Here is an 18,041-nt window from a genome sequence, read left to right on the forward strand (position 1 = left end):
ATCAGGCAGCGGGTTCACGCCGCGACGGGGCGGCGCCACATAACGATGCGAAAGCGGTTGGCGACGAAGGCCGCATCCGTCAGGCTCGCATTACCCGCCGGGTTTGCGCCGGTCACGTGGAAATCGCTGAAGGCGGCGCTTTGGTTCACGTAGATGCCACCGGTCAGATTGACCGAGAGATTGACACCCGCCACCGCGAAGCGATCCACGGCGGTCAGGAGGCTCGTCTCGTCGGTGTCGTAGAGCGCTGCCGTGATCGCGCCCTTTCTTTCGGCGAGTTCGGCTGCCCGGCTCACTCCGTCAGCGACATCGTTCACCGCCACGACAAACACTATGGGTCCGAAGCGTTCCTCGCCATAGACTTGCTCATCAACAGCATCGACTGCGATGATAAGTGGCGTCGCCGTGCGTGCCTCACTCTGTCCCGCAATCGGCGCGGAATCGCGGACGATGCGGCCAAGCGCGCGCCTTGGCCACACGGTCGAGCGAGGCCGGATTGGCGATCGCGCCGCAAACGCCAGCGGCGCGAGCCGGATCGGAAAGCAAGTCGTCGACGGCAGCGGCGATGCCGGCGGCGACGTCATCGAAGCTCTTGCGGCCTTCATCCGTTTCGATACCCGAGCGAGGCACGAAAATATCCTGCGGTGCGGTACACATCTGGCCGCTATAAAGCGACAGCGAAAAGGCGATATTGCCGCACATGCCGGCAAAATTGTCGGTGGCGCCGATGACGATCGAATTGACGCCGGCCTCTTCGGTGTAGACGTCGGCGTCGCCGGCATTGGCGCGCACCCAGGCGCCGAAGCTATAGGAACCCGTGTAGTCGATGATGGCGACAGCCGGATGGCGGACGAGCTCCTTGGTGATCTCGGAACCGGTCGCATCGGCGGCAAGCAGGACCGCATTGGCATCGAAGCCTTGCTCGGCCAGCACCTGTCTGGCGATCTCGACCGTGATGGCAAGCGGCAGGATTGCCGCCGGATGCGGCTTGACGATGACGCTATTACCGGTCGCAAGGCTGGCGAACAAACCCGGATAGCTGTTCCAGGTGGGAAAGGTATTGCAACCGATCACAAGTGAAATCCCGCGCGGCACGATGCGCCAGTGCTTTTCCAGGATGATCGGTTCACTCCTGCCTTGCGGCTTCGTCCAGATCGCCTTGGCTGGCGTGCGGGTAATTTCGGCATAGGCATAGGCGACCGCTTCAAGGCCGCGATCCTGCGCATGCGGACCGCCGGCCTGAAATGCCATGGCGAAGCCCTGCCCCGTCGTATGCATGACGGCATTCGCCATCTCGAAGCTGCGCGCATTGAGGCGGGCAAGGATTTCCAGGCAGATGCCAATCCGCACTTCTATGGGCGCTGATGCCCACCGCCCGGCAGCGGCTTGGGAGGCCGAAACAAGCGTATCGACGGACGCAGCGGGGTAGCTGATGCCGAGCGAAGGGCCAAAAGGCGAGACTTCCGCGCCGACCGTATGCTGCGATGGGTGGCCAGGCATGACGAAGAGCTTGCCGCAACGCGCCTCATAGGCGGCAAGACCGTCATCCTTAGCCGTTTCGCCATAGATCTTACCGCTTGGAGTTTCAGAATAGGCGGACCAATAATCGCGCTTGGCCGCCGCTTCCAGAGCGGCTTGCAGCGTTGGACGATGGCGCTCGAAAAGTGCTGTCATCTTCATTCCTCCCGGTCGTTGTTTTATAATTGACTGACCGGTCGGTTTATGCAAGACTTTTTTATCGTCACCAGCGGGAAAGGTGACAGGGAGGATACATGTCCGATTCCGGCACCATTCTGTCGGCACTTGCCGATGGCGTCTTGAGCCTCACGCTCAATCGACCAGACAAACTCAATTCCTTCAACGAGGAAATGCATCTTGCATTGCGCGCCGGTTTCGAACGCGCGCACAAGGATAGCGATGTCCGCGCGGTCCTTTTGACCGGCGCCGGCCGCGGCTTCTCGGCCGGTCAGGATCTCGGCGATCGCGATCCGCGCAAGGGCGCGCCTGATCTCGGGCATACGATCGAGACCTTCTACAACCCGCTGCTGCGCCTCATCCGCAGCCTGGAAAAACCTATCGTCTGCGCGGTCAACGGCGTGGCCGCCGGCGCCGGCGCCAATATCGCCTTTGCCTGCGACATCACGCTTGCCGCCCGCTCAGCCCGATTCATCCAGGCCTTCGCGAAAATCGGCCTCGTGCCGGATTCCGGCGGCACCTGGAACCTGCCGCGGCTCATCGGCGAGGCGCGCGCCAAGGCGCTGGCGCTGACAGCAGAACCTCTGGATGCGGAAACGGCGGCCAGCTGGGGCTTGATCTGGCGCGCGATAGACGATGACAAGCTGATGGATGAGGCAACAACGCTTGCCGTCCGGCTTGCTGCCGGCCCGACCAAGGGGCTCGGCCTGACGAAGCGCGCCATTCAGGCGGCAGCAACCAACTCGCTCGACGAGCAGCTCGATCTCGAACGCGACCTGCAGCGCGAGGCCGGCCGCAGCGCCGACTATGCCGAGGGTGTCACCGCCTTCCTCGAAAAGCGCAAGCCGGAGTTCAAGGGACGATGAGCATAGCCGAAAACCTTTCTCCGCAGGCACTTGCGGAAGCCTGCGCAAAAGCCATGTGGGACGAAGACAATGCCAGCCGCCATCTCGGCATGGAGCTACTCTCCGTGGCACCCGGCGAGGCGACAATCTCGATGACAGTTGCCGAGACGATGACGAACGGTCATGGCAACTGCCACGGCGGCTATATGTTCACGCTGGCCGACTCGGCCTTCGCATTCGCCTGCAACACCTACAACCAGCGCACAGTCGGACAGCACTGTTCGGTGACCTACATCGCGCCGGCCTTCAAGGGCGACCGGCTGACCGCAACGGCACGGGAAGTATCGCGTCGCGGACGAGGCGGCATCTACGACATCGCGATTACCAATCAGGAGGGCGAGCAGATCGCGGAGTTCCGCGGCCACTCGCGAACGGTCAAGGGTACGCTTCTGCCGGATTAGGTTTCACATACAGCTAGCATTTCGCATTCTTGGAGGAGACATTCATGGAAAACCTTTCCCCGCGCGCCGGAGAACTTGAAGCGATCGAGACAGCCTCTCGCGACGAGATTTCCGCGCTGCAGCTCGAGCGCATGAAGTGGTCGCTCACGCATGCCTATGGGAATTCGCCCTTCTATCGACAGCGCTTCGATGAAGCGGGCGTGCATCCCTCCGACCTCAAGACATTATCGGACCTCGCCAAATTCCCCTTCACCACGAAGAAGGACCTGCGCGACACCTATCCCTTCGGCATGTTCGCTGTCCCGCGCGAAAAGCTTGCCCGCATCCACGCCTCCTCCGGCACCACAGGCAAGCCGACCGTCGTCGGCTACACAGCCAAGGATATCGACACGTGGGCGACCGTCGTCGCGCGCTCGATCCGCGCCGCCGGCGGGCGCGCTGGCGATCTGGTGCATGTCGCTTATGGCTATGGACTTTTCACCGGCGGCCTCGGCGCCCATTACGGTGCTGAAAAGCTCGGATGCACCGTCGTGCCGATCTCCGGCGGCATGACGGAGCGGCAGGTCACGCTGATGCAGGATTTCAAGCCACGCATCATCATGGTTACCCCCTCCTACATGCTTTCGATCCTCGACGAATTCCGCCGTCAGGGCCTCGATCCGCGCGAAAGCTCGCTCGCCGTCGGCATTTTCGGGGCCGAGCCATGGACCAATGCCATGCGCGAGGAAATCGAGCATTCCTTCGACATGCACGCCGTCGATATCTATGGCCTGTCCGAGGTCATGGGGCCGGGCGTCGCCAATGAATGCGTCGAGAGCAAGGACGGGCTACATATCTGGGAAGATCATTTTTATCCTGAGGTCATCGATCCGGTGACGGGTGCGGTGTTGCCGGACGGCGAGCTCGGCGAGCTGGTCTTCACCACGCTGACCAAGGAAGGCCTGCCGATCATCCGCTACCGCACGCGAGACCTGACGCGGCTGCTGCCGGGCACGGCGCGCGCCATGCGCCGGATGGAAAAGGTGACCGGCCGATCCGACGACATGATGATCCTGCGCGGCGTGAACGTCTTCCCGACCCAGATCGAGGAACAGATCCTGAAATGCCGCGGGCTCGCGCCGCACTTCCAGATCGAGCTGACGCGCTTCGGCCGGATGGACAGCATGACCGTTCATGTCGAATGCACACTGGAGGCGGCCGACGAAACCGCGCGCGGCGTTTCGGCAAAGGAACTTACCCACCATATCAAGAGCGTGGTCGGGGTCACGACGAAGATCGCCGTGCATCCGCCAGGTGGTGTCGCTCGCTCCGAGGGCAAGGCAAAGCGCGTCGTAGACAACCGCCCAAAGGAATGATTGGCCATTCAGCAGGATAGCCTGGCAAGGATTTGACGGTATATAGGGAGACTGGCCGCACCAGGCAGCCACGATCGACGGGAATGAGCAGAGCAGGACCACATGGCACGCACACGCGCAGTTGACTTCGAAGAAAAGCAGCGTGGTATTTTGGCGAGCGCAGCAGCGGTATTCGCCGAGATGGGCATGGAGAAGGCCTCCATGTCGATGATCGCTTCGCACAGCAATGTCTCGAAAGCCTTGCTCTATCACTACTATCCCGGCCGCGATGCGCTGATCTTCGACATAGTGCAAACGCACTTGATGGAGCTGGAAAGCGCGATTGCCGCCACTGATCGTACCGACGTGGCGCCGCAGGAACGGCTGCGCCTGCTCGTGAAAGCCGTGTTGAAAAACTATGAAGGCGCCGATAACGAGCACCAGGTTCAGCTCAACGGCACGCATGCCCTGTCGCAAGAGCAGCTTTCCGAGCTGCGGACGATCGAGCGGCGGATCGTCAAACGCTTCTCCGGCGTCATCGAGGACCTCAACCCGGATCTCAACAAGGACAAGCCGTTGCTGATGCCCGTCACCATGTCGCTCTTCGGCATGATGAACTGGGTCTATATGTGGTTTCGGCCCAATGGGCCGATCTCGCGCGACGAATATGCCGACATCGCCACCACCCTCATCCTTGAAGGCGTCAAGGCCGTGCGCTGAGGCGCGGGTGACGCAGCCGGTCAGTTGCCGAGCTTCATTCTTTCGAGAATAAGGGGATCGTATTCCGGTGCGCGGATGCGGCGGCGATCCGGCTCGGGCGCAGTCAGGGGCTCGACGGCTACCAGCTTTTCCTTCGCCTCGAGCGCCAGGCGCTGATAGATGGCGGTGCCCTGGCGCTTCCAGGCGATCTCTTCCGGCGTCAAGTCGCGCACGACACGCGCTGGCGAGCCGACCGCAAGGCTGTTTGCCGGGATTTCGGCGCCGGCCTTGACGAATGCCATCGCGGCCACGATAGCATTCTCGCCAACTACGGCCTCGTCCATGATGACGGCATTCATGCCGACCATGGCATTGGCGCCGATGCGGCAGCCATGTAGCACCGCACCATGGCCGATGTGCCCCGCTTCCCCGATGGTGACTTCTAGATTCGGAAAGCTGTGCACGACGCAGGTCTCCTGCACATTGGAGCCGCGCTCGAGCACGATGCGTCCGAAATCGCCACGCAGCACGGCACCCGGCCCGACATAGCAGGCCGGGCCGATGATGACGTCGCCGATGACGGTTGCCGCCGGATGCACGAAGGCTGCGGGGTCGATGACCGGGATCACACCGTCATAGGAATAGATTTGCGCCATTCAGTCGGCTCCCATTCCCTCGACATCATGTCCGGTCTCCGCCACGGATTCCAGCCGCTGCGCAAATTCGCGACGCAAGGTGCGGCGAAGCTGGGCGGCCTTGTGCCGCCTGACATCGACCGGCGTTGCCGGCACCAGCTCCGGCACGCGGACGGGGCGGCCGGCCTCGTCGACGGCAACCATGGTGAAATAACAGGAATTGGTGTGGCGGCGCTGGCCGGAACGAATATCCTCCGCCTCGACCCGGATGCCGACTTCCATGGAGGTACGGCCGGTATCGTTGATCGACGCGCGGAAGGTAACGAGTTCGCCGACATTGATCGGCTCCTTGAACAGCACCTGATCGACCGACAGCGTCACCGCATATTGCTTGGAATAACGCGACGCGCAGGAGAAGGCGACACGATCGAGCAGGTTCAGAAGGGCACCGCCATGCACCTTGCCGCTGAAATTCGCCATGTCGGGCGTCATCAGCACGGTCATTTCCAGGCGATGCGGGTCTTGCTCGATCGTCGTCATCAACTCACTCTCTCGTTTTCGCCACCATCGTCAGGACGTCATATTGCGCGACGACGGCATCCAGCTGGTTCGTTACCCTGCAATCCCAGCGCACCTCGCCATGCTCGGCATTGATGCGGGGATTGATCTCCTTGCAGGTCAACTGCACCTGAAGCGTATCACCCGGATTGACCGGTGTCAGGAAGCGCAGATTGTCGACACCGTAGTTTGCTAGAACCGGACCCGGAGCCGGATCGACGAAAAGGCCAGCGGCGAACGAGACGATGAGATAGCCATGCGCCACGCGGCCGTCGAAGAATGGATTGGCCTTGGCCGCCTCCTCGTCCATATGGGCATAGAACGTGTCACCGGTAAAACTGGCAAAATGCTCGATATCGTCGAGTGTGACAGTGCGGGTGGCGGTGATGAGCTGGTCGCCGATCTTGAGTTCGGCGAGCGACTTGCGGAACGGATGCTCGCTGTCGGTACGGGCATCCGCGCCGTCCATCCAGCGACCCGTCACTGCTGAGAGAAGGCGTGGAGTGCCCTGCACGGCGGTGCGTTGCATATAATGCTTCACGCCGCGAATACCGCCGAGTTCCTCGCCGCCGCCGGCACGGCCGGGGCCACCGTGAACCAGGCCTGGCAGAGGCGAGCCATGGCCCGTGGAGCTCTTGGCACTGGCGCGGTTGCCGATCATCACGCGGCCATGGAACGGCGCAAGACCGAGAACGACCTCCTCGGCGAATTGCAGATCGTTGGTGAAGACGGATGCCACGAGGCTGCCCTTGCCGCGACGCGCCAGATCGACCGCCTCCTCCGCCGTATCATAGGGCATGACGGTGCTGACCGGGCCGAAGGCTTCTACATCGTGAACGGCACGTGCCGAGCCGGGCTTGTCGCAATAGAGCAGCACAGGATTGAGAAAGGCGCCGGCGCTTGCATCGCCGGACACGACGCGCGGATTATCCGGATCGCCGCCAACGATCTCCGCCTCGGTGGCAAGGTCTCGAATGCGCGCCCGCACTTCTTCGCGCTGGTCGAGGCTTGCAAGCGGCCCCATGCGAACCGTCTCATCGGTAGGATTGCCGATCGCCATCTTGCCGAGGCGATCGTTCAAAGCTTCGATCAGCGCTTCGCTATAGGCCCGGGGCGCGATGACCCGGCGGATGGCCGTGCATTTCTGACCGGCTTTGACCGTCATCTCGCGGGCGACTTCCTTGACGAAGAGGTCGAATTCCTCCGTGCCGGGCGCCGCATCGAGACCGAGGACGGCCGCATTGAGGCTGTCGGCCTCCATGGTGAAGCGCACGGAATTTTCGATGATCGCCTTGTGTGTCTTCAGACGCTGGCCGGTGGCCGCAGACCCGGTGAAGGTCACGACGTCCTGACCTTCGACATGGTCCAGAAGATCGCCGACGGAGCCGCAAACAAGCTGCAGCGCACCTTCCGGCAGCAGGCCGGTCTCGATGATGCGGCGAACCATGAGTTCGGTAAGATAAGCCGTCTGGCTTGCCGGCTTGACGATGGCGGGGACGCCGGCCAGCAAGGTCGGCGCGACCTTTTCCAGCATGCCCCAGCAAGGGAAGTTGAAAGCGTTGATATGAACCGCGACGCCTTGCAGCGGGCTCAAAATATGCTGTGCGGAAAAGCTCTGATCCTTCGACAGCTGCTCCACATCGCCATCGAGCAGCACACGCGCATTCGGCAGCTCCCTCCTGCCCTTGGATGCGTAGGACAGCAGGGTTCCGATGCCGCCTTCGATATCGACCCAGCTATCAGGGCGCGTCGCACCGGTCGCCGTCGAGAGCGCATAGAATTCATCCTTTCTCTCAAGCAGCGCCTGACCGAGCGCCTTTAGCATCGCAGCGCGCTCATGGAAGGACATGCGCCTCAGCGCCGGGCCACCCTTGTCGCGGCCATATGCCAAGGTCTGCTTGAAATCGATGCCGGAGGAATCGATAAACGCGACGGGCACGCCGGTCGAAGCATCGAGCAGCGGCACGCCCTCCTTGGCGCCGGCGACCCACGCGCCGCCGACGTAGCTTTCAAGCCGACGTGGCCGGTTTGCCATGATGTTCATTCGAATTTCCTTCCTTCATCTTGTCCGGCAACCCGAACGGAAAGGCCAAGCGCTTTCCCCGAATTGCTCAATTCAATCCGAGCGCAGACAGCTGCGCATCGACATCGGCCCGCCAGTCGGCAAGCAGGGTTTCGTTGGGCGTATGGCGAAGGCCGAAGCGCGACAATGTTTCGAAGCGGGTGGAGCCGGCATGGCCGAAGCTTGCGGCAACGCGGGGATACCAATAGGCGGCCGAAGCTAGCGCCTTCGCCCGCCCCTCATCCCCGGCAACGACGCGGGCAAGGCCCGCGACGCCTAGTTCCGCATGCCGCTTTTCGCGCGGCAGGATGGCTCGGAAGACTTCGGCAAGTGGCTGGTAGGAGACACGTGCGAGCTCTTTCAGCTGCACGACGCTGGCAGCGCCCATCAGTACATTCATGACGACAGCATCCACCCAGCCTTCAAGCGGATAGTGGAAGACAGAAAGCCGCATGTCGCCACCCTGCCTGACGGCGCCGATATCGGCCTCGCGAGAGAGCCGTACGGCCCAGGGATGATGGACGGCATAGCGGCCGCCATCGACCCCGAAAGTCTCCATGATCTTCAGCACCTGGCCGGCATGGTCGGTCTTTTCCAGCACGATCCGCGCCGCGGAAATGCGCTCCTGAATGCCGGGTGCATCGTTGATGATATCGGCAAAACCGGCGGAGCCGGCCAGTTCGCTATCGACGAAGCTCGCCATCAGCCGCAGCAATTCGCCGCGATAGCGGGCAGGTACGTTGTCGGGCGAAGACAGCACGCCGCCCTCCTCCAGATATTGCTCGATCGGCATCGTCTCGGACATCTTTATTCCTCCCTTCGATGCGGACGCGCTTACTGGTCGTAGCTGACGACGATGCGATCCGTGAGCGGATAGCACTGACAGGTCAGCACATAGCCCTGGCGCACTTCGTAATCCTCGAGCGCGTGATTGACCTCCATCTCGACCTCGCCTTCCAGCACCTTGGCGCGACAGGTCGAGCAGACCCCGGCCTTGCAGGCGTAGGGCACATCCATCGCATTTTCGAGCGCGGCGTCGAGCAGGCACTGGCCATGCTTGGGAAACTTGAAGACGCGCGTTGCGCCATCGAGCGTTACGGTCGCCTCGCAGCTCGTGCCATGATCGGCTGCGGCTGCACTCTCTACCTTGCGGCGGGCACGGCCCGGCTGCGAAGAGGCGAAGAGTTCGAACTTGATCTGGTCGTCGCGCATCCCGTGCTCTCGGAGCGCTGCGGCGATTGCCAGCATCATCGGCTCAGGACCGCAGATGAAGGCTGTCGCGACCGACTTCAGATCGATCCAGCTTCTGAAGAGCGCCTTGCATTTATCCGCATCGATCCGCCCCGTGAAAAGATCGATCTCCTGCGCCTCGCTTTCGAGAACATGCAGCACGGACAAGCGGCCGAGATAGAGGTTCTTGAGATCATCAAGCTCTTCGCGAAACATGATCGAACTGATCTGCCTGTTGGCGTAAACCAGCGTGAAGACCGAGCGCGGTTCGCGCGCCAGCACCGTCTTGATGATCGAGAGAACCGGCGTGATGCCGCTGCCGCCGGCAAAGCCGAGATAGTGCCTTGCGACGTCAGGCTCGATCGCGGTGAAGAAGGCGCCCATCGGCGGCATGGCTTCCAGCGTGTCGCCAGCTTTGAGGTTCTCATTGATCCAGGTCGAGAAGCAGCCGCCATCCACGCGCTTGATGCCGACCTTCAGCACGCCCTCATCCTTGCCGGCGCAGATCGAATAGGAGCGGCGCAGCTCCTCATCATCGAACTGGCGGCGAAAGGTCAGATACTGGCCCTGCGTGAAATCGAAGACGGCCCGGTCCTCGTCGGATGGCGCAAGCGTGACGACGACCGCATCACGCGTCTCGCGGCGAACATCGGTGACGGTCAGGGAATGAAAACGTGCCATGAATACGGGCCTTGTCCTGATGGGGTCAAATGCACTTGAAATAGTCGAACGGTTCCAGACAGTCGGTGCAGCGATAGCTCGCCTTGCAGGGCGTCGAACCGAACTGACTGATCTTTTCCGTAGCTGCCGATCCGCAGCGCGGGCAGGCGATGGTGAGGTTCGAGCGGCCGGCAAGCCGGTCGATGCGTTTCATCAAAACGCCGTCTGCAGCCGTGCCGTCGATCGGCGGCACGATGCCGTAGGCGCGCAGCTTCTCGCGGCCCTCCGCGCTGATCCAATCCGTCGTCCAGGCAGGCGACAGCCGGCGCTCAAGACGAACCCGGTCGAGACCTTTTTCGGCCAGTGCCCGCTCGATATCGAGATTGATCACGGTCGTTGCGGGACAGCCCGAATAGGTCGGCGTTACCGTGACGACAAGCGTATCTTCCTGCCAGCCGACATCGCGGATGATGCCGAGATCGGTCAGCGAAATCACCGGGATTTCCGGGTCCGGCACCTCGGACAACCAATGCCAGACCTCGTCGACCGAAGGATGAAGCGCGGTCGCCATTGCCGCCTCCTACCAGGTCGCGCCCGGATAGGCGCGCTGCAGGAACTGCAGCTCCGTGAGGATATAGCCAAGATGCTCCGTGTGAACGCCGCGCAGACCGCCCTTGTGCATGTAGCCATCCGCCGGACGCTTGAGCGTCGCTTCCGTGAGCGTATCAGAGACGATCTCGTCCCAGCCGGATTTGAGGCTTTGCGGTTCCGGGATTATGCCGGCCTGTGCCAGCGCTGTATCGGACGCATCACCGATGAACATTTCGCCCGTGAAGGCCCAGAGATCGTCGAGCGCCTCCTGCATGCGGCGATGGCTTTCGGCCGTGCCGTCGCCGAGGCGGATAATGAGATCGCTGCTGCGATCGAGGTGATAGGAAACTTCCTTGAAAGCCTTTTCCGCAATCTCGGCGATGCGCCGGTCGCTCGAGCCCTTCAAAGCCTTCAGCAACAGATAGTGCCAGGCGTCAAAGAGGAATTGCCGCATCAGCGTCTTACCGAAATCGCCGTTGGGGCGCTCGACGAGCAGGATGTTGCGGAACTCGAAACCATCGCGCAGATAGGCAAGATTATCCGCCGAGCGGCCCTTGCCTTCCACCTCGCCCGCCAGACCGAGCCAGAGCTGCGTCTGGCCGATGAGGTCGAGAGCCGTGTTGGCAAGCGCGATGTCCTCCTCCAGCGCCGGCCCGCGGCCGCACCATTCGGAAACGCGATGGCCGAGGATCAGCGTGTTGTCGCCGATGCGCAGGAGGAATTCGACGAGAGCGGCCTGCTCGACCGCCGGCTCAAGGGTCGCCGTCGCCATCACATGTGCCCCACTTCATCCGGAATGTCGAAGAAGGTCGGGTGACGATAGACCTTCGAATTGGACGGATCGAACAGAGGACCTTTTTCGGAAGGCGCGCTGGCGGTGATCTCGGACGAGCGCACGACCCAGATGCTGACGCCTTCGTTGCGGCGCGTATAGACATCACGCGCATTGTTGATCGCCATCTCGGCATCGGGTGCATGCAGGCTGCCGACATGGCGATGGTTAAGGCCGTGCTGACCCCGGATGAAGACTTCCCAAAGCGGCCATTCGCTCGACATGTTTCTCACTCCCTGAATTTTCCGGCCGTCCTATTCGGCGGCGATCTTTGCGGCGGCGCGGCGCTCGGCCATCTTCTCGGCATGGGCCGTCAGGCCGTCGCGGAACCAAGCACCATCGTCCCAGGCCTGCTTGCGGGCATTGAGACGTTCCGCATTGCAGGGGCCGTTGCCGGCGATCACGTTGAAGAACTCTTCCCAGTCCGGCTCGCCGAAATCGTAGCCGCCCTTTTCCTCGTTCCATTTCAGCGCGGGATCGGGGACGGTCAGGCCGAGATATTCGGCCTGCGGCACGGTCTGGTCGACGAATTTCTGGCGCAGCTCGTCGTTGGAATTCTGCTTGATCTTCCAAGCCATCGACTGGGCCGAATGCACGGAGGCGTCGTCGGAAGGGCCGAACATCATCAGCGACGGCCACCACCACCGGTTCAGCGCATCCTGCACCATGGCCTTCTGCGCCGGCGTGCCCTTCCTCGCCATCTTCATGAGGACATCGAAGCCCTGGCGCTGATGGAAGCTTTCTTCCTTGCAGATGCGGATCATGGCCCGCGAATAGGGGCCGTAGGAACAGCGCTGCAGCGGCACCTGGTTCATGATCGCCGCACCATCGACCAGCCAGCCGATCGCGCCGATATCGGCCCAAGTGAGCGTCGGATAGTTGAAGATCGAGGAATATTTGGCCTTGCCGGAATGCAGCTGCTCATACATCTCGTCGCGGCTGATGCCGAGCGTCTCGGCGGCACAGTAGAGATAGAGGCCGTGGCCGGCTTCGTCCTGCACCTTGGCAAGCAGGATCGCCTTGCGCTCCAGCGTCGGGGCACGGCTAATCCAGTTGCCCTCGGGAAGCTGGCCGACGATTTCGGAATGGGCGTGCTGGCTGATCTGACGGATCAGCGTCTTGCGATAGCCTTCCGGCATCCATTCCTTCGGCTCGATCTTCTGGCCGGCATCAACGCGCTCCTGAAAGGCGCGCTCCTGAGGGTCCATCTCGTCGAGGGAACGGATGCGGGTGCCGTCGGTTTTCACCATCTGTGCATACATTGATCTTTCCTCCGTCTTCGCGCTTCCGACGCGCTCGAGAATGATCGCAGGCCTATGGTTGCCTTGTCGCCTTCAGCCAAGCTGAAGCACAACCACACCACCACTATAGGCCTGTTTCACGTTCTCCTCCACGAAACCTCCATTCGGCGATCAAGAATTAATCGACCGAACGGTCACTGTATTAGCACGCGATATGTCACAATTCAAATGAATTTTCTGAATTTTCTGTGACATTTGAAATGACAGGAGATTACCGCGAAACAACCGCGACGCTATGTCACTGACCGGATTGATCTTTTAGCGAGACTTGAGGCGATCGAGCCGATTTTGGCTCGCCGGCGTAGCCTCCTGAAGCTTGCCAGTCTCATTGACGAAACGGCGGCCAACATAGCTGTCGGCCCTCTTCGACAGCAGCGAATAGAGATCGGCAAACAGCCGCCGCGCCTCTTCGCCCGGCCAATTGGCCGGCAGGGCAGACTTGGGAAGATGCGGTTCGCGCAGCATGATCAAGCGATATTGGTGGACGAGCAGCAGCCGCGCAATCAGGCAATCGAAGGGCGATAGAGCCACACAATCTCCAACCTGCTGCGAAAATGAGCCGAATCGCACGGTAAATTCGCTATAGGCGTCGGCGAAACGCGTCAGGTTCCAGGCCTCCTCCGCAAACTCTCTCAGGGCGCCGTTCTCAGTCGCAAGCTGGGCGTCGAAGACGACGACACGTCCCGGCAAAGGCGGCGCCGGATGCGTTCCCATCGCGAGACGCGGGCCGAGCCTGGCAAAGCCATCCCGCTCGAGGCCTTGCATGATTTCCTCCGGAGCGGGTCCGTTGATCAGGATAAACTGCCAGCGGACAACAGGCTCCGGCCCGTAGAAGAGGCTGGCGGCCTCTGCGAATTCCGCCTGGGCCGCGTCCGTCAGCCTGTAGTAGCTGCGGCGCCCTTCCCGCTCTCCCGCAAGCTGACCGGCCGTGACCAATCGAGACACCGCGGTCCGCACCAGCGTTTCGGTAATGCCTACGCTTTTGCATGTCTCGATGAGGTTGCCGATCCAGACGACACCGCCACGTGGCTCGACGACATCGCCATAAATCGTGACGATGAAACTCGCAGCCTTGATGGGCAGGTCGACGAGGAGCGCCGTGACCGCTGCGTTCAAATCATCTTCGAGTTTGACGTTATCAGCCGACAATCCAGCCCTGCTCCGCATCTGCAATCGTTGGGGCTTATTAGCGTGAGATGCTTGCAATGTTCAAGGCGAGCGCAGCTGGAGGCTTCTATCGTGTGACATTCGTCGGCAGCGCCGTCGTGTATTTGACGCATTTCAGCGAGAAGTGCGACGATGAACTCAATACGGCTTCGTGCGTCAGGATACCGCGCATCAAAAGCCCTTCATATTCCCGGACGTCGGCGACAACGGCGCGGATGAGATAATCCCACTCACCCGACATGGAATAGCATTCGAGCACCTCGCGATAGCTCGCTATGAATTGTTCGAAGTCGCGGCGGGTCGCGGGATCGTGGGTCTTCATCTTGACCTGGCAGAAAACATTGAGACCCTTGCCGATCTTGTCGGGATCGACGAGGCGAACTGTCTTGCCCAGCACGCCCGTGCTCTCCAGCGCCTTTATTCTTCTCCAGCACGAAGCGGGTGACGCGCCGACCTTTTCGGCAAGCGCCGCCTGGCTTATGTCCGCCTCTTCCTGCAGCACTCGAAGGATCACTCGGTCAACGTGATCGAGATCAAAATCTTCCATTCAAGAATCCATCACTTATGAAACGAATATTTCAAATTCTATGGCAAGACCTACAAAATTGAAAGGAATACTGCGGGTGTTCTGAATTAGAATCGTGTGGCCATATGGAGGAGAAACGCATGGCCCAGCTAGCCGTAAGAAACCACGAGCGGAACTTGCCCGACGATCGCATCGACTGGCGCAGAGTGGCCTATCTCGTCCATCTCTCCAGAGCCCTCGACGAGATGGAGGAGAAGCGTCTCGTTCCGGAAAAGAAGGTTCTCTATCAGTTTTCCGCGCGCGGCCATGACATGGCGCAAATCCTTCTGGGAACGCAGCTGACGGGCCTGCACGACGCCACCTGCGGCTATTATCGCTCGCGGCCGCTGCTGCTCTCGCTCGGCGTCGACCCGGCCGATGCGCTAGGCTCCGCCATGGGCCGCGCCGGCGGCTATTCCGACGGCCGGGATATCGGCGTCGTCTTCAATTATCCGAACCGCTCGGGCGCCTCGGCCCTGCCCATGTGCGGCGGCGTCGGAGCGCAATACACGCCCACGGCCGGCTGGGCGCAGGCGATGAAATACTACGCCAACACATTGGGGCGCACGGAGTATGCGAGGGATATCGGCGTCGTGCTCGGCGGCGATGGCTCCGTCGCCTCGAATGGCTTCTGGGCAGCACTGACAGCCGCGACGACACAAGCACTGCCGATGCTGTTCTACATCGAGGACAACGGCTTCGGCATTTCCGTGCCCTCGACGGTGCAGACCCCGGGCGGGAATATTGCGGCCAATCTCGCAAGCTGGAAAAACCTCGCAATCTTCGATGGCGACGGCAGCGATCCGGCCGAGGCCGCACACCTTGTTCAGGATGCGGTCTCGTTCGTCCGGGATGAACGCAAACCCGCTCTCTTGCGGTTGACGGTTCCGCGCCTGGAAGGCCACAGCTTCCAGGACACGCAGACCTACAAGAGCGAGGAAACGGTGAGGCGGGAGTGGGAGCGCGATCCCCTGCCGCGCCTGAAGGATTTTCTCATTCCCGCTTTGATGACGATGGAGGAATGGAACGCCTGCGAAAGCGAAGCGCGCGAGATGGCCGAAAGCGCCCGCGCAGCGGCCGAAGACAGGCCTGTTGCCAATCCCTCCTCCGTGACCCGCCACGTGTTCTTCGATGGCGACATGCAGACCATGGGCGGCCAGCATCCCTCCGGTTATGCGTCCCCGGTAACGACCGATGAGCCGGAGACATCGGGCCCGCGCATCAACATGGTCACCGCCATCCGCAGGACACTCGAACACGAGATGGCGATCAACGAGCGCGTGGTCATGTTCGGCGAGGATATCGGCCCCAAGGGCGGCGTGCATGCGGTGACCCTCGGCATGCAGGAGAAATTCGGCACCGATCGGGTTTTCGATACGTCCCTATCCGAAGAGGGGATCATCGGCCGAGCGGTCGGCATGGCGCTCGCCGGGCTCGTTCCTGTTCCCGAAATCCAGTTCCGGAAGTATGCGGAGCCGGCAACCGAACAGCTGAACGATTGCGGCACCATCCGTTGGCGCACCAACAATCGCTTCGCGGCTCCGGTCGTTGTCCGCATGCCGGGCGGCTTCTTCAAATGCGGCGATCCCTGGCACAGCCAGACCAATGAGGTGGCCTTCGTCCACCAGCCCGGCTGGAAGGTCGCGGTTCCCTCGAATGCCGAGGATGCCGTCGGCCTGCTGCGCACGTCGATCCGCGGCAACGACCCCGTCATCTTCTTCGAACACAGGGCCATGCTCGATCACGCATGGGCACGCCGCTCTTACCCTGGCGACGATTTTGCACTGCCCTTCGGTAAGGCGAAGCTGACGCGGACCGGCGACGACATCACCATCGTCACCTGGGGCGCCATGGTGCATCGCTGCGAGGAAGCAGCCGAGGGCATCTCCGCCGACATCATCGATCTCCGTACGCTGATGCCCTGGGATCACGAGGCCGTGCTTGCGTCGGTTGCCAAGACGCACCGCTGCCTGATCGTTCACGAGGATCTCGGGGCCGCGGGATTTGGCGCCGAGATTGCCGCCGTCATTGCAGACAAGGCATTCATGAATCTCGATGCCCCGGTCTCCCGCCTGACGATGCCCGATATTCCAAGCCCGCATAACCCTGTCCTTCTCGACTGGGCCGTACCGTCTACAGAACGGATCGCCAAGCGCATTGCCGAAATCCTGGAGTTCTAGGAATGACGAATACCGTCGAGATCACGGCACCGATCGAGCAGGAAGGCACGAAGGCGGTCGTCCGCAACTGGCTGAAGCAGATCGGCGATCGCGTTCGGGAAGGCGATGCGCTGGTCGAACTGGAAACCGACAAGGTTACCCAGGAGATAGCTGCGCCTTGCGATGGCATCCTGAGCGAAATCGCCATGGAGGATGGCGATGATGCGGCACCCGGAGCGATCCTTGGGCGAATGAGGGTGGAAACAATCGGCGTCGCAGCAGAAGCGGCCACGGCGTCCCCTTCGCAGATGCAGCCGCTCCTGCCTGCGACAACAGCCTCCAGTTATTATTCGCCTGCCGTCCGCAAGGCGGCCGAGGAACACGGGATCGATCCCGCCGCCCTGAAAGGCAGCGGCATGGGCGGGCGGGTCACGCGCGCCGATATGGATCACGCGCTGGAAGCCAGCAGATCTCGGCCACCCGCTCCCCAATCGCAGCCGGCGGCGACCGAGCAGCCTTTCCCGGTAGCGCCGACCGACGGCAAATCCCGGATCGTGCCCCATTCCGCCATGCGGCTTTCGATCGCAAGGCACATGACCCAATCGCTGGCGACGGCACCGCAAGTCACCGCCGTCTTCGAGGCGGATTTCACGGCGATCATGCGCCATCGCGAAGGCCACAAGGACCGTCTGAAAGCCGAAGGCGTAAACCTGTCCTACACCGCCTACTTCGTGGCGGCGTCCGTTGCCGCCATGCAGGCCGTGCCGGAGGTGAACAGCCAGTGGCATGACGATGGCCTCGAGATATTCGAAGACGTCAGCATTGGCGTCGGGATCGCACTGGGCGACAAGGGCCTGGTCGCTCCGGCCATCCGGCAGGCGCAGAATCTCTCCCTTGAGACAATCGCTGCCCGGCTCCAGGATCTGACAAACAGGGCGCGATCCAATGCGCTCAAGGCCGACGAACTGAAGGGCGGGACATTCACGATCTCCAATCATGGGGTTTCAGGCTCGCTGCTCGCGTCCCCCATCATCATCAACCAGCCGCAATCGGCGATCCTCGGCATCGGCAAGCTGGAGAAGCGCGTTGTGGTGCGGGAGGTTGATGGGGTCGATACGATCCAAATCCGTCCGATGGCCTATGTATCCCTGACGATTGACCATCGTTCCCTGGACGGGCATCAAACGAATGCCTGGCTGACAGAATTCGTACGGATTCTGCAGAGCTGGCCTCAATGAATGCAAGGG

17 protein-coding genes and 1 pseudogene are annotated in these 18,041 nt (G+C 61.7%); 6 read left to right on the forward strand and 12 right to left on the reverse strand.

The genetic code is table 11. The features are described 5' to 3' along the window. Positions 1–14 precede the first annotated feature (14 nt). Positions 15–1,674: pseudogene (paaN, locus tag ACIQWP_RS00860) on the reverse strand (phenylacetic acid degradation protein PaaN). Between the two features lie 98 nt (positions 1,675–1,772). On the opposite strand from paaN, the gene paaG reads away from it, so the two are divergent. From paaG to ACIQWP_RS00880, 4 genes are all read left to right on the forward strand, one after another. Further along, positions 1,773–2,561, forward strand: a complete 789-nt coding sequence (paaG, locus tag ACIQWP_RS00865; RefSeq protein WP_402780912.1) for a 2-(1,2-epoxy-1,2-dihydrophenyl)acetyl-CoA isomerase PaaG — start codon at positions 1,773–1,775, stop codon at positions 2,559–2,561. Next, the gene (paaI, locus tag ACIQWP_RS00870; protein WP_402780915.1) at positions 2,558–3,001 is read left to right on the forward strand and encodes a hydroxyphenylacetyl-CoA thioesterase PaaI; all 444 of its coding nucleotides are present in this window, start codon (positions 2,558–2,560) and stop codon (positions 2,999–3,001) included. The genes paaG and paaI overlap by 4 nt, the downstream gene beginning before the upstream one ends. Positions 3,002–3,045: 44 nt before the next feature. Beyond that, a complete protein-coding gene (gene paaK / locus ACIQWP_RS00875) occupies positions 3,046–4,356 on the forward strand; it encodes a phenylacetate--CoA ligase PaaK (RefSeq protein ID WP_402780918.1) in 1,311 nt (436 codons plus the stop codon). A 102-nt stretch (positions 4,357–4,458) separates the two neighbouring features. Then, entirely contained in the window at positions 4,459–5,055 is a 597-nt protein-coding gene (locus ACIQWP_RS00880) for a TetR/AcrR family transcriptional regulator (RefSeq protein WP_402780921.1), read from the forward strand. A 20-nt stretch (positions 5,056–5,075) separates the two neighbouring features. Here ACIQWP_RS00880 and ACIQWP_RS00885 read toward each other — a convergent pair whose 3' ends face one another. The 11 genes from ACIQWP_RS00885 to ACIQWP_RS00935 form a co-directional block, all read right to left on the reverse strand. Further along, positions 5,076–5,690, reverse strand: a complete 615-nt coding sequence (locus ACIQWP_RS00885; RefSeq protein ID WP_402780924.1) for a phenylacetic acid degradation protein PaaY — start codon at positions 5,688–5,690, stop codon at positions 5,076–5,078. Further along, positions 5,691–6,209, reverse strand: a complete 519-nt coding sequence (locus ACIQWP_RS00890; RefSeq protein WP_402780927.1) for an acyl-CoA thioesterase — start codon at positions 6,207–6,209, stop codon at positions 5,691–5,693. It lies immediately after the preceding gene. A gap of 4 nt (positions 6,210–6,213) precedes the next feature. Further along, on the reverse strand, positions 6,214–8,271 hold the full coding sequence (gene paaZ / locus ACIQWP_RS00895) for a phenylacetic acid degradation bifunctional protein PaaZ (protein WP_402780930.1): 2,058 nt from the start codon (positions 8,269–8,271) through the stop codon (positions 6,214–6,216). A gap of 67 nt (positions 8,272–8,338) precedes the next feature. Then, positions 8,339–9,094, reverse strand: a complete 756-nt coding sequence (locus tag ACIQWP_RS00900) for a Phenylacetic acid catabolic protein (protein ID WP_402780933.1) — start codon at positions 9,092–9,094, stop codon at positions 8,339–8,341. Positions 9,095–9,123: 29 nt separating this feature from the next. Further along, on the reverse strand, positions 9,124–10,200 hold the full coding sequence (gene paaE / locus ACIQWP_RS00905) for a 1,2-phenylacetyl-CoA epoxidase subunit PaaE (protein ID WP_402780936.1): 1,077 nt from the start codon (positions 10,198–10,200) through the stop codon (positions 9,124–9,126). A 25-nt stretch (positions 10,201–10,225) separates the two neighbouring features. After that, positions 10,226–10,750 carry a 1,2-phenylacetyl-CoA epoxidase subunit PaaD gene (gene paaD, locus ACIQWP_RS00910; RefSeq protein ID WP_402780939.1) on the reverse strand — a complete coding sequence of 175 codons (525 nt, stop codon included), beginning with the start codon at positions 10,748–10,750 and terminating at the stop codon, positions 10,226–10,228. 9 nt (positions 10,751–10,759) lie between these two features. Further along, a complete protein-coding gene (gene paaC, locus ACIQWP_RS00915) occupies positions 10,760–11,542 on the reverse strand; it encodes a 1,2-phenylacetyl-CoA epoxidase subunit PaaC (protein WP_402780942.1) in 783 nt (260 codons plus the stop codon). Then, positions 11,542–11,826: a 1,2-phenylacetyl-CoA epoxidase subunit PaaB gene (paaB, locus tag ACIQWP_RS00920; RefSeq protein WP_069061017.1), complete on the reverse strand. Its 285-nt coding sequence runs from the start codon at positions 11,824–11,826 to the stop codon at positions 11,542–11,544. The genes paaC and paaB overlap by 1 nt, the downstream gene beginning before the upstream one ends. 30 nt (positions 11,827–11,856) lie before the next feature. Further along, entirely contained in the window at positions 11,857–12,864 is a 1,008-nt protein-coding gene (paaA, locus tag ACIQWP_RS00925; RefSeq protein ID WP_402780945.1) for a 1,2-phenylacetyl-CoA epoxidase subunit PaaA, read from the reverse strand. 297 nt (positions 12,865–13,161) lie between these two features. Next, on the reverse strand, positions 13,162–14,052 hold the full coding sequence (gene paaX / locus ACIQWP_RS00930; protein ID WP_402780948.1) for a phenylacetic acid degradation operon negative regulatory protein PaaX: 891 nt from the start codon (positions 14,050–14,052) through the stop codon (positions 13,162–13,164). Between the two features lie 85 nt (positions 14,053–14,137). Continuing rightward, positions 14,138–14,617 (reverse strand): Lrp/AsnC family transcriptional regulator, encoded by a 480-nt coding sequence (locus tag ACIQWP_RS00935; protein WP_402780951.1) that lies wholly within the window; start codon positions 14,615–14,617, stop codon positions 14,138–14,140. A 119-nt stretch (positions 14,618–14,736) separates the two neighbouring features. Between ACIQWP_RS00935 and ACIQWP_RS00940 the strand changes: the two genes are divergently transcribed. Further along, positions 14,737–16,815, forward strand: a complete 2,079-nt coding sequence (locus ACIQWP_RS00940) for a transketolase C-terminal domain-containing protein (RefSeq protein WP_402780954.1) — start codon at positions 14,737–14,739, stop codon at positions 16,813–16,815. Positions 16,816–16,817: 2 nt separating this feature from the next. After that, positions 16,818–18,032 carry a dihydrolipoamide acetyltransferase family protein gene (locus ACIQWP_RS00945; RefSeq protein ID WP_402780957.1) on the forward strand — a complete coding sequence of 405 codons (1,215 nt, stop codon included), beginning with the start codon at positions 16,818–16,820 and terminating at the stop codon, positions 18,030–18,032. The last annotated feature ends 9 nt before the right edge of the window (positions 18,033–18,041 follow it).

Origin of the sequence: Rhizobium sp. NPDC090279 (genome assembly GCF_044769665.1) — a bacterium.
Taxonomy (GTDB): Bacteria; Pseudomonadota; Alphaproteobacteria; order Rhizobiales; family Rhizobiaceae; genus Rhizobium.